The 12420-nt window shown below is 48.3% G+C and carries 12 protein-coding genes; 10 read left to right on the top strand and 2 right to left on the bottom strand.

Annotated features, from left to right (window positions below):
- The 10 genes from INR79_RS18405 (at nucleotide 1) to INR79_RS18360 (ending at nucleotide 10954) form a co-directional block, all read left to right on the top strand.
- Nucleotides 1–1014, top strand: a complete 1014-nt coding sequence (locus INR79_RS18405) for an Ldh family oxidoreductase (protein WP_200768045.1) — start codon at nucleotides 1–3, stop codon at nucleotides 1012–1014.
- 15 nt (nucleotides 1015–1029) lie between these two features.
- Nucleotides 1030–1500 (top strand): TRAP transporter small permease, encoded by a 471-nt coding sequence (locus INR79_RS18400; RefSeq protein ID WP_004404262.1) that lies wholly within the window; start codon nucleotides 1030–1032, stop codon nucleotides 1498–1500.
- Nucleotides 1497–2768 (top strand): TRAP transporter large permease, encoded by a 1272-nt coding sequence (locus INR79_RS18395; RefSeq protein ID WP_004404266.1) that lies wholly within the window; start codon nucleotides 1497–1499, stop codon nucleotides 2766–2768. The genes INR79_RS18400 and INR79_RS18395 overlap by 4 nt, the downstream gene beginning before the upstream one ends.
- Nucleotides 2769–2781: 13 nt before the next feature.
- Nucleotides 2782–3768, top strand: a complete 987-nt coding sequence (locus INR79_RS18390; protein WP_004404269.1) for a TRAP transporter substrate-binding protein — start codon at nucleotides 2782–2784, stop codon at nucleotides 3766–3768.
- Nucleotides 3769–3874: 106 nt separating this feature from the next.
- Complete coding sequence (locus INR79_RS18385) at nucleotides 3875–4831, top strand: ABC transporter permease (protein ID WP_004404272.1); 957 nt, start codon at nucleotides 3875–3877, stop codon at nucleotides 4829–4831.
- Between the two features lie 157 nt (nucleotides 4832–4988).
- Nucleotides 4989–6029 carry a sugar ABC transporter substrate-binding protein gene (locus tag INR79_RS18380; RefSeq protein ID WP_022562118.1) on the top strand — a complete coding sequence of 347 codons (1041 nt, stop codon included), beginning with the start codon at nucleotides 4989–4991 and terminating at the stop codon, nucleotides 6027–6029.
- A gap of 62 nt (nucleotides 6030–6091) precedes the next feature.
- Nucleotides 6092–7120 carry an ABC transporter permease gene (locus INR79_RS18375; protein ID WP_223098484.1) on the top strand — a complete coding sequence of 343 codons (1029 nt, stop codon included), beginning with the start codon at nucleotides 6092–6094 and terminating at the stop codon, nucleotides 7118–7120.
- 13 nt (nucleotides 7121–7133) lie between these two features.
- Complete coding sequence (locus INR79_RS18370) at nucleotides 7134–8642, top strand: sugar ABC transporter ATP-binding protein (RefSeq protein WP_223098481.1); 1509 nt, start codon at nucleotides 7134–7136, stop codon at nucleotides 8640–8642.
- Nucleotides 8643–8699: 57 nt separating this feature from the next.
- Nucleotides 8700–9734: a sterol desaturase family protein gene (locus tag INR79_RS18365; protein ID WP_223098478.1), complete on the top strand. Its 1035-nt coding sequence runs from the start codon at nucleotides 8700–8702 to the stop codon at nucleotides 9732–9734.
- 8 nt (nucleotides 9735–9742) lie between these two features.
- Nucleotides 9743–10954, top strand: coding sequence for an NAD(P)/FAD-dependent oxidoreductase (locus tag INR79_RS18360; protein ID WP_223098475.1), 1212 nt, complete (start codon nucleotides 9743–9745; stop codon nucleotides 10952–10954).
- A gap of 26 nt (nucleotides 10955–10980) precedes the next feature.
- On the opposite strand, the gene INR79_RS18355 is transcribed toward INR79_RS18360, so the two are convergent.
- Nucleotides 10981–11295, bottom strand: a complete 315-nt coding sequence (locus tag INR79_RS18355; protein WP_004404291.1) for a Rieske 2Fe-2S domain-containing protein — start codon at nucleotides 11293–11295, stop codon at nucleotides 10981–10983.
- A gap of 215 nt (nucleotides 11296–11510) precedes the next feature.
- Entirely contained in the window at nucleotides 11511–11996 is a 486-nt protein-coding gene (locus INR79_RS18350) for a MarR family winged helix-turn-helix transcriptional regulator (RefSeq protein WP_004404294.1), read from the bottom strand.
- Between the last annotated feature and the right edge of the window lie 424 nt (nucleotides 11997–12420).

The raw sequence follows: 12420 nt of genomic DNA, 5'->3' as shown, positions 1-12420 counted from the left end.
ATGACAACAATAAAAGTAAGCCCAGATACCCTACACCAACTGGCGCAACAAAGACTGGCTGAAGCGGGTCTGACAGAAAAAGAAGCCAGCCAGGTCGCCGATGTTTTAGTGCATGCCGATATTCGCGGCGTTCACTCTCATGGCGTGATGCGAGTTGAACACTATTGCAAACGCATTGCCGAGGGGGGCATGAATGTTCGCCCTCAATACAAAATTGAAGAGGTTTCCCCTTCTGTTGCGGTGCTGGATTCAGACGATGGTATGGGACATACCGCGCTGATTGAAGCCACTGAGCTGGCTATTTCGCTTGCTGGCGAAACAGGCATTGGTTTTGTACCGGTTAAAAATACCAGTCACTGCGGCGCGCTTTCCTACTTTGCTAAACAAGTCACTGACGCAGGCAAGATCTGCATCTGTATGACTCAAACCGATACCTGTGTTGCCCCTTATGGTGGTGCCAAGCCGTTTTTCGGCACGAACCCGATTGCTTTTGGTTTTCCGGTTGAAAATGGCGATCCGGTTATTGTCGATATGGCGACCAGTGCCACGGCTTACGGCAAATTGCTCCATGCTAAAGAAACGGGAAATGCCATCGGCTTAGGTCTGGCGATTGACGAAGATGGCAACGAAACCACTGATCCGCACAAAGCCAAAACACTGCTGCCCTTCGGTGGTCACAAAGGTTTCGGTATCGCACTGGCCATTGATGCGCTTACCGGTGTGTTAATGGGGGCTAACTACAGCAACCATATCGTGCGCATGTACGACGACTACGACAAGATGCGCAAGCTAGCGAGTCTGGTGATTGTGGTAGATCCTGCCAAGTTTGGTGGTCACTCTTTTGCGGGCATGATGGCAGCCATGGTGCAGGAGCTTCACGAAGCCCCGACCGCACCCGGAGTGGATAAAGTACTCGCTCCTAACGAACCCCAAGTCGCGTATCAGAAGCAGTGCGAACGAGAAGGCATACCTGTGCCCTCCGGCGTTTATGACTTCCTGAGTCAGTCTAAGTAAGCAGGGTGCATAACAATGGAATGGAGCCGTAAATTATTCCGTTTTAGTGTCGACTTACTGTCGGCTGCAACACTGGTTGCCATGGTGGGGCTGGTCTTTGCGAATGTCGTGCTGCGCTATGTCTTCGACTCTGGGCTTGCCTGGTCGGAAGAAGTATCCCGCATCGCATTTGTCTGGGTGGTGTTTCTGGGGATCGTGATTGCGTATCAGGAAAACGAGCATCTGGCAGTCGATATTGTGGTTTCTCGTCTGAAAGGAAAAACTGCCAAAGTGATGGGCGTGATTCGCACCATTATCTCCGTACTGGTATTGCTTGCCTGTGTCATTGGTGGCTACAAACTTATGCTGCTGACTCAGGGGCAGGGGCTGCCGTCAACGGGGTTACCTACAGGCATTATTTACCTGGCTGGCGTCTTGTCCTGCTTAGCCTGCTGCGTGATTCTGCTGTTCTTCCGTCGCCAAAATAAAGGGGAGGAAGAAGCATGATCTGGCTATTTCTTGTCTCTCTGTTTGGGTTGTTGTTCAGTGGTGTGCCTGTTGCGATTGCTCTTTTGGGTTCTGCCGCCGCGCTGCTGTTTGTGGTCGGGCTTTATGATCACCAAACCATGGCTGAATACTTCATCAATGGTGCCAACAACTTTGCCTTGATGGCGATCCCCTTCTTCATCCTAACCGGGGAAATCATGAAGCAGGGCGGGGTATCGCAGCGCATCGTGGATTTTGCGATTTCGCTGGTCGGACACATCAAAGGTGGTCTTGGCTATGTGGTGATCATCTCTGGTCTCATCTTTGCGGGTCTGTCGGGTTCTGCGGTTGCAGACACGGCGGCACTTGGCGCGATTCTGATTCCTATGATGATGTCGAAAGGGTATTCAGCGAAATCCGCGACCGGGATTGTGTGTGCAGTCGGGATTGTCGCGCTGGCGATTCCGCCTTCGATTCCGATGATCATTTTCGGGGTGATTGGTGGTGTGTCAATTACCAAGATGTTCATTGGCGGCGCGCCTGTCGGGATTTTAATGGCCATTGGTTTGTCTGCCATGTGGGCGTATCTCTACCGTGGCTCAGACAGCCTGGTGTTTGATCGCGAACCCTGGTCCGAACGTTGGAAAAAATTCAAAGATGCTTTCTGGGCATTGTTGCTACCCGTAATCATTATTGTGGGTTTACGTGGCGGTATCTTCACACCAACAGAGGCGGGGGTAATCGCCGCTATTTATGCCGCTTTGATTTCTCTTTTCTATCGAGAATTAAAGCTCAATAAGCTGTTGGATATCTTCCGTTCAACCGTGAAAACCACCGGCATTGTCATGTTCGTCGCTTCTGCGGCTATGGTGTCGGGTTACGCGATTACCGTCGCTCAGATTCCAGCGGAACTGATTCAACTGCTGAAGAGTATTTCAGATAACGGCACCGTCGTGCTTCTGACCATTATGTTGTTCTTGCTGGTGGTGGGTTGCGTGATGGATCTCGTGCCAGCCATCTTAATTTTTGCCCCTGTTTTGCTGCCAGTGGTGAAGTCCTTCGGGATTGATCCGGTGTATTTCGGGGTGCTTATGGTGATCAACCTGAGTATTGGTTTGATTACCCCACCGATTGGAACGGTGCTCTACGTGGGTTCAAGCATTTCCAAGATCAAAATGGGTGAACTTACCCGAGGGATATGGCCATTCCTTGCGGTTCACATTGCCATCTTGTTCCTGCTGGTGTTTGTCCCAGAAATAATAACTCTCCCTATCCAATGGATTGGTTGATAAGGAAATTATAATGAAACAACTGAAAACACTAATGATTTCACCTTTGTTGCTGGTAAGTGCTGTGTCGCATGCGGGGCTGTTTGGCTCCGACAAAACCATCAAGATTGGTCATTATTTTGCTGAATCTCATCCTCAGCATATAGCCCTCCAACAATTTGAAAAAGAAGTGGAAGAGAAAACCAATGGCGACATTGATGTGAAGATCTTCCCTAACGCTCAACTGGGTTCAGAAGAGCAGCTTATCAACGGTATGCGAAATGGCACCATCGAAGTGGCACTGTTTGGTTCACTGATGCAAAGCCTGGATCCGCGCCTTGGGTTTACCGAAACCCCTTTCCTTATCCGTAACTACGACCATGCCCGTAAAGTGCTGGATTCTGATGTGGGTACAGAAATCGCTGGTGTATTTGAAGAGTTTGGTGTGAAGCACCTGGCGTATTCGGTATCAGGTTTCCGTGTGATTTCTTCCAACAAGAAAATCGAGAAACCAGAAGACTACGGCGGCTTGCGTATGCGTGTGCCTAACGTTGCCATGTTCCTTGAAATGGCAGGGCTTCTTGGCGTGAACGGTCAGGCAATGGCGTTTACCGAGGTATTTACCGCGCTGGAACAGGGTGTGGTCGATGCGCAGGAAAACCCAATGAGTCTGATTAAAGCTCAGGGCTTCTACGAAGTGCAGAAGTACATCATTGAAACCAATCACATGTTTACCTCGCTTAACCTTGGTATCAACAAAGCGTTTTTCGAAGGTCTGACTGCCGAACAGCAGAAAGTAGTGACGGAAGCGGCAGCTAAGTACAGCACCAATTCCTGGCAGGCAGTGGTGAAAGACAACGACGCAACGAAAGCCTTCTTTGTTGAGCAGGGTGTGGAAGTGATCACCCCAAGTGATGAGTTGGTGAAGTGGAATCAGGATGCGATGAAACCTCTGTATCAGAACATGTTTAAGCGTCATCCATGGGCTGAAGACATGACTAATCGCGTCCGCGCTCAATAGACCTTTTGTATTCAGAAAAACTGGTATTCCGAGATAAGTAATTTGTACCCCGAGGATTGGGATAGCGGAGCCTGAACTGGCTCCGCGAAATGGCAAGGAGAATGGAATGAACGCCGTTGTACGAACTGTAATGGAAAAGAACATCATATTTGTCACTATCGCGTGCTGCATTGTGTTTTATCTGATCAGCCCGCGGTTTATGAGCATCGACAACATGTCTGCAATTTCCCGGCAGATAGTGCCGATTGGGCTAATTGCATTAGGGCAATTCTTTGTCGTTGTTTCAGGCAATATCGATTTGTCTTTAGGTATGGGATCCGTCCTGTTTTCCATTGTCTTAGGAGTGCTTTTTGGATTAACGGGTGGCGTGGAATGGGGCATTGTGGCGGTGGTCGTATGCTCTGTGGCGATGGGATTGGCAAATGGGTTGTTAGTGTCTCGTCTTAAATTGCCAGCTTTCATCGTTACCCTGTCTACCCTCTTTATCGCGACAGGTTTGTCGGGATTAATCATTCCCAAAGGTCAGATGATCTTTTTGGTAGGCGACTTCTTCCGCTTTGTAGGGGCGGAGAAGTTCGCCGGTTTTTATATCTCTTTCCTGTTTCTTGTATTGCTGTATGCCCTGGCCTACGTGGTTTACAACCACACCCGCATTGGCGCGTACATCATTGCCATTGGTAATAACGAAGAAAACGCCAAGCTTTCCGGCATCAATGTGGATGCGGTTAAAGTGGGCGTGTTTACCTTTGCTGGTCTATGCAGCGGCTTCGCTGGACTGGTGTTGTCGACCCGAATGGGGTTTGTGCAACCGGGACTGGACGGTAACGGAATTTTAATGGATGGCATTGCTGCCATCATCATCGGAGGCACCCTGATTCTGGGGGGCAAAGGCACCATAGGCGGCGCTTTCTGGGGCGTGCTTTTTATCGGTGTCATCAACAACAGTTTAAATCTTTTGAACGTGGAAGACGTCTGGCATTTGGTGTTTAAAGGCTCGGTGATCATTGCCGCTTTAGCACTGAACTGGCTGCTTTGGCAGTCGCGTCAATCCACAAGTTACTGAGTGTATAACTCATCAGGAGCCCAAAGTTGCATCAATATCAACATCATTGATACCCGGAAAGGGCGCAGTGTGACCCTTTCCAGATCCGTCAGGCGACCTCTATTACAGGCTAAGCCAATCTCGCCGGCAGATCGCTAACGACAATAAGGAGATTGTCATGCTCAACACTGTGAAGAAGATTAAACGTGTGGCAATGGCTGCACTGGTGTCACTAGGATTGGCTTCGCCAACTCTGGCCGACGAAGGTTTGGACATTGTATTCATCAATGACGGTCACGTCGCACCGTATCACGTAGCGTGGCTGTCTGGGTTTGAAGACGCCATTAAGGCATACGACAAAGAGTTCGGAAACGTTTCTGGTCGCTGGTTAAGCGCAGAAGGCAGCCTGGAAAAAATGCTGCTTCAGGTGGAAACCACGATCAACGAAAAACCGGATGTAATGTTCGTCAACGCCATCAACGTAGACGCCTTTGAACCTTTGGTGAAGAAGGCACAGGATGCCGGTATTACCTGGGTTGCGGTTCATAGCCCGATGGAATCCGCAGACTACAGTTTTACGCTGGGTGATGTGACCAATGGCTACAATCAGGGGCGCGCACTTGGTGCGTTGCTGGAAGGTGACGTGACGGTTGCGATCATGCTTGGACAGGCGGGTAACCCTTCAGGCGAAGCGCGTCGTGAAGGCATTCTCAAAGGATTGAGTCACTACCCGAATGTTAAGGTGGTTGCCGAGCAGCCTGCCGACTGGGATACCATCAAAGCGCAGAGCATTGCCGAAAACTGGTACACCAAGTTCCCTAAACTGGATGCGATCTCCGTAGTGACGGACGGCTATCTGTATCCCTCTCTTGCCATCGCCCAAAACCGAGGTATCGACAATATTACCTTCTGGGGTTACGACGGCGACATTCCTATTCTCCAGCAAATGAAGGCGAACAATTCTCCTGTGAAAGCGGACATTCTTTTGAGTGGTACACGCGAAGGGTGGAACTTCGTCCAAATGGCGTATCGCATCCATAAGGGTGAGACAGTCGACAAGGTATACGACTTCTACACGCCTTTGGTGATGACCAAGGAGAACCACGACAAAGCACTGAAAAACGGCTTCCCCAAAGACATTGTGGTGTATGACGTAGACAAGGCGCTGGAAGTGGCTCAGTACGGCTATCTGGAGTTTGGTCCTGACTCAGTGAAATAAGCTGGGTGGCTGTCAGCATGCGCTGGCAGCCAGGATCAAACGATTGAATTAGGTGATGAAGGATGGACAGAACGGTAACGAAAATGGGCACCGAATCAGCAACAGCCAACACCAAGCCGACAAACAGCACTAAGCCAACAAACAGCAATGGGAACGCGTTTCGAACCCGTTATATGTTGCTGATTGGGCTGATTGTGATTACAGCAGTTGGCTTTAGTATTGCGAACGAAAACTTTTATTCTCTGGCGAACATCGGGATTCTCCTCAGAAGTATCGCCGTGCTTTTCCTGCTCAGTATGGCAATGACCTACATTATGCTGACCGCAGGCATCGACTTGTCGGTGGGCTCTAATGTCGCCTTTTCAGGCGGGGTTGGGGTCATCGTCCTGACTACCACAGGCATTCCGGTTCTGGGTTTTGCTGCTGCGCTGGTGGCAGGGGTTGCAATCGGTTTTATCAACGGATTCTTTGTTGGAAAACTCAAACTCAGCGCCTTTATGATCACGCTCGCTACCATGGCACTGGCACGGGGGCTGGCACTGGTCATTTATGATGCCGACTCGATTGACGTGACCGACCCAGTTTTTCTATGGCTTGGGGGCACGTCCTACGGCTCGTTCCCTGTGGTGATTGTTTTTGTTGCGTTGGTTTATCTGGTACTGGCGACTCTGCTTTATCGCACCGCTTACGGGCGTGATGTTTACGCAGTTGGCAGCAATGAAGACACTGCGTACGTCAACGGACGCAGACCTCAGCGCACAATCATGTCGGTGTACATGCTGGCGGGGTTAATGGCAGGGTTGGCAGCGATTGTGACAGTCGGGCGTGTCTCGTCTGGTCAGCCATGGGCAGGGTTATACCTTGAATTCGACGCCATCACGGCGGTGGTTCTGGGCGGAACCAGTCTGTTCGGTGGAAGAGGGCGTTTATTCGGCACCATTTTAGGGGTTTTGCTTTACGGCATCATCGTGAATGGTCTGATTCTGACCAACACCAATCCGTATCTACAGAGCGTTATCAAGGGCTCGATTCTGCTAGGCGTTGTTCTGATCGACACCTTGAGTCAACGTCGCCATAACGCTAACGGATAAAGGAGTGCTCAGAATGAAAAGCGAAAAACGGCTTGAAATGAACAACATCTGCAAGCGCTTCTTTGAAACCAAAGCGTTGGATGCGGTGGATTTTACCTGCCAGTCTGGCGAGGTGCATGCGCTGGTGGGGTTAAATGGCGCGGGTAAATCGACCCTGACCAAGGTATTAGGGGGCGTATATTCTGCCGATGAAGGGGAAATATTACTCAATGGTTCTCCGATTCAGATCGATAAACCTTCCGATTCTAACGACCATGGCATTAGCACCATTCACCAAGAATATTCCCTTATTAATGAACTGACGGTGTTTGGCAACATATTTTTAGGGCGAGAAATACACTATTCGGGCACGCCTTTTCTGAATAAAAAAGAAATGATTCGACGAGTGCAGGAACAGTTGGATCTCTTTGGTTTAAGCATCGATCCAGCGGCTCCGGTTCACACCCTGAATTCGGGTGAAAAGCAGATTGTGGAAATCATCCGTTCCATCATGACCGACAGTTGGTTGATCGTGATGGATGAACCGACTTCTGCCCTTTCTGAAGAAGACAAACTCAAGCTGTTTGAGTTTGTAGAAAAAATGACGCAGCAGAACATCAGCATCATCTATATCTCTCACCATATGCCGGAAATCTTCGGTATTGCCGATCGGGTAACAGTGATGCGCGATGGCAAAATTGTGCTCAGCGACAAGGTCTCGGATACCTCAGAAAATGACGTGATTCGAGCTATGACAGGTGACGATCTGGATGACTTTGTGAAACCTGAAAAGCAGGTGAGCGAAGAGGTTCTGCTTTCACTCAGAAGCCTTTCCAAACCGGGTGATTTCGAAAACATTTCATTCGATATTCGCTGCGGTGAAATTGTGGTGATGACAGGGCTGAGGGGCTGCGGCGCACCTGAAATTGCTAAAGCGATATTCGGTTTAGACAAGCATTACACCGGAAACGTGGTGTATGAAGGGACAACCTTAAAGCCGGGTCAGGGGCCCGATTCTGCAGTCAATATGGGTATGGGGTTTGTGTCGGAAAACCGCGACAAAAACGGCATTCTTCCTTCGCTTTCGGTCGAAAGTAATATCGTGCTGCCCTTCATTCACAAACGAACCAAAGGTGGGTTGATTCAGCAAAGCGATGTGCAGGAAGTGGTGGCAAACGCCATCAGAGAAACCAGCACCAAAACGGAATCTCCCGAACAGGAAATCCGTTTTCTCAGTGGCGGTAACAAGCAGAAAATCTGTTTCTCCCGCTGGCTGGATAAAGATCTGAAACTGCTGATTTTGCTAGAACCCACTCGGGGCATCGATGTACATGCCAAAGCCGATATCTACCGAATCATCGAAGAGCTTGCCAGCCGGGGTGTTGCGGTGCTGGTGCTGTCTTATGAAATTGATGAAGTGATCATGCTGGCAGACCGGGTGCTGACCATGTACGAAGGCAAAATTGTTGCCGATTATGGTCTGCAGGATATGGATAAAGAGCAGATGTTGGCAGATATGGCGGGCGTAAAGTCTGCCAGCTAATGCAAATTTTCGCATAACGAACTGAGAGACGAAACGTCGCTCAACTCGGAGGATGTGATGACAAAACGAACAAAAGAAGTAGTGGACGAGCATGGGCAAGTCCGCGACAGAAGAGGGGAGTGGCGTTCAGGTAACCCCGTGTTTGAGGAGCCGGTGTTTGTCTGGCCGCCAAACCCCAAAGCTTTCCTGAAGTGGTTTTTTGGAATGCCGGGGTACCTGTTTCCGTGGAATTTGGGTTACCTCATCATGACCGTGATTGTGATGATGTATTTCACCCCAGAACTCAGCCGAATGGAGACATTTGCAACGGATTGGGTGGTGGAAATCCTGATACGTAACATTGTCTTGCTGTTTATTGTGGCTGGGTCGCTGCACCTCTGGCTCTATAGCTACAAAAAGCAGGGCAGAAAATTCAAATACAACGGTCGATGGATGGCGAAGAACGACTCTCTGTTTCTGTTCAAGGATCAGGTTTTCGACAACATGTTCTGGAGCATTGTGTCTGGCTGCACCATTTGGACCGCTTATGAAGTCGTGCTCTGGTGGATGTACGCCAACAGCCTGCTGCCTTATATCGACTTCCAGTCAAACCCGGTCTGGTTTGTGTTGTGGCTGGTATTGATGCCAGTCTGGCGACTGTTCCATTTCTACTGGATTCATCGGCTGATCCATTGGGAGCCGCTTTACCAGCGCGTGCATTATCTGCATCACAAGAACGTGAATATCGGTCCCTGGTCGGGTATGGCGATGCACCCCGTCGAGCATATTCTCTATTTCAGCTGCATGCTGATCCACCTTATTGTGCCGAGTCACCCATTCCACATGTTGTTCAATGGTATTCATACTGGCGTCACCCCAGCGCAAGGGCATTCTGGTTTTGATGAAATTGTTCTGGGTGATGAGATGAGTGTGAAGAATGCGCAAATCATGCATTACATGCATCACCGCTATCACACAGTGAATTTTGGTGAAAGCATTATCCCGCTGGACAAGTGGTTTGGCAGTTTTCACAACGGCTCGCCGGAAGCTGAAGAAGCGTTTCGCCAGTCCAAGCGAAAAGCGCGTGAGTCCAATGAAAAATCAGCGACGTGAGGGAGCAGATGAGCAAACACATTGTGATTGTTGGAGGCGGATACGCAGGGGCATCAGCGGCAATCTCTGCCAGAAAAGTGGGCTTTGAAGGGAGTATTCATCTCATCGGCGAAGAAGACGGACTGGCGTACGAGCGCCCTCCATTGTCGAAATGGCAAGGAGAAAGCGTTCAGAATAAGCCCGTTTTTCCTGAAAGCTTTTATGGTGACTCAGGTATCTCGGTGCATTCAGGGGAACGCGTTGAATCCATAAATATCGATACTAAGCAGGCAGTTACCCGCAAAGGGCTAAGCCTGACTTATGACAAGCTGATAATGGCAACTGGTGCCTCGGCTCGCACATTGCCAGGGTTCGAAAGATCCGAACGAGTGCATTACCTTAGGACGTTGCAGGATGCTCAAAAAATCCAACGTAACTGCACGGGTGCAAAGAAAGTGGTTCTGATTGGTGCTGGGTTTATCGGGTTAGAGCTTGCTGCCTCAATACGTGCAATGGGCATAGAAGTGACAGTTATTGAACAGGCTTCGCAGATACTGAGTCGGGCTGTTCCCACCGAAATCGCAAACATTCTGCATGGCAAACATGTTGAAAATGGCGTCGAATTCAAACTGGGTGAAGTTTGCCAATCTATGCTGCAATCAGAACAAGGTGTTGTTGTGCAGTTAGAAAGTGGCGAGTCGGTTGAAGCGGATTGCGTGGTTGTCGGAATCGGGTCGGTACCCAATACCCAACTTGCCGAACAAGCAGGGTTGTTGGTTGAAAACGGTATTCTGGTGGATGAGACGCTGCGTACTTCCAACCCTCATATTTATGCGGCGGGCGATTGTTGTCGCTATCAAACACCTGTGGGTTGTTCGCTGCGGTTGGAGTCCTGGTTAACGGCAGGGCAACAAGGCACAGTCGCAGGAAAAAACGCCGCAGGTGAAAACAGCGTGTATTCGGATGTTCCTTATTTTTGGTCTGATCAAATGACTATGACCTTGCAAGTTGCTGGCTACCCAAATTTGGGAACGAAAAACGTTACCAGAAAGCTCGCCGACGATAAGCTGATGCATTTTCAGTTGGATGAATTCGAGCGAGTGATGTGTGTGGCTGCGGTGTCTGAGGGAAATGCGCTGGCAAGAGACGTTCGAGCCATTCAGAAAGCGATTGCGAAAGGCAAAGTGGTCGATTCCGATAAACTAAAAGATCCCTCTCATTTGATAAGGGATCTTGTTTAAATCTCAAGATTAAAAGGGTAGCTAAGCTACCCTAATTCTATGTAAACCTTGCCCTCTTTGAGAGTGACTGGGTATGTTTTTAAGTCGATACAGGCAGGGGCAACCGTTGCCATACCATTTCTGTAATCAAACGCACCAAAATGCCGCGGGCACTCTATTTCGTACTCATCGACTAATCCTTCAGATAAATGCGCCTCTTCGTGTGTACAGTACCCTGCGGTGGCGTAAAACTCCCCATCTGGGCTGCGATAAATAGCGTAAGTATGATTGCCTAAATCGAACCTTTTTACGCTCTCCAATTCCATTTCCTGCTCTTCACATACGTAATGTTGATTTTCCATAGTGCTTCCTTGTACTACCAAAAATATCATTTATGGTAATACCATAATTGGTTAAAGATCCATCAGGTTGAAGATTTTAAGGCGCAATGTTGCAAGATTAGGACGGGTTGAAATGTGGCAATATGAACAGCGAATATGTCGAACGCTAAATAGATTCATTGAACATAAAAAAACGCCAGCGTAGGCTGGCGTTAATGGTGAGTATTTGGGGTTGATCAGTATTCGAAAATGCTTGGGTTATAGCGCATCACCATGCCTTTCATGGCTTCATGAATGATTGCCTGATGCTCTTCGTTAACGTGAGCCATGGCATCTTGCAGTTCTTTATTGATGATTTGCGACAGCTCGTCGTGCACTTTTTTACCTTTCAACGTCAGGAAGATCTTTTTCGCGTTCTTATGCGTTGGATCTGGAGTCGAGGCGATGTATTCATTCTTTTCTGCGTGACGAATAAGGCTGGTCATAGTGCCTTTACTACGTTGCAGACGCTCAGCTAACACACTTGGACGAAGACCGTCTTCATAGTCCAGCTCCATCAAAACAAGCAGCTGTTCTACATTGATCTCTTTGTAAAGTTTTTGGATTTCCAGCTGGATTCTGTTCTGCATCTGACGAGTCGCGATCCAACTGATTCCAGCCGTTGTTTCGTAAGGTTTTGGGTGTTTTTTGTCTGCCACGTTATTGGCCCTCGACTTATTCATATGATCTATAACCATATCTTAAGCATATCAAGGTTCGAAGTAAAAGGTATTTAATGAGTAAATACATTTTTTTGCGATCAGTCACTTTATGATTCTATGTAAAATACTTTTCTATTTCATAGCTGGGCAATTTATTGCTCATTATCCTTATGATTTTACAAGATTAAATTATTTGATAATGATCCTAATTTTGAAAGTAAACTAAGGTATGAGACAAGGTTTTACGTTGGATAATTATGCAAATGATTTGTATTTTTTTTATCTATCCTTCATATATTGAATAGATTCCACTTCGAGCTTAATTTTCTTTACGAGCTAAGTTGAATATTTACGTGCTTCTTTTTTGTCCTGAATATTTCCGAACTCGATAAGCACTTCTACACTCATATATGGCGCTATTTAAGTCGTCTCATGATACTTAAGC

It is taken from the genome of Vibrio sp. SCSIO 43132 (assembly GCF_019904195.1).
GTDB lineage: Bacteria > Pseudomonadota > Gammaproteobacteria > Enterobacterales > Vibrionaceae > Vibrio > Vibrio nigripulchritudo.
The sequence above is the reverse complement of the archived record's forward strand: the minus strand, read 5'-3'. Positions and strand labels throughout refer to the sequence as shown.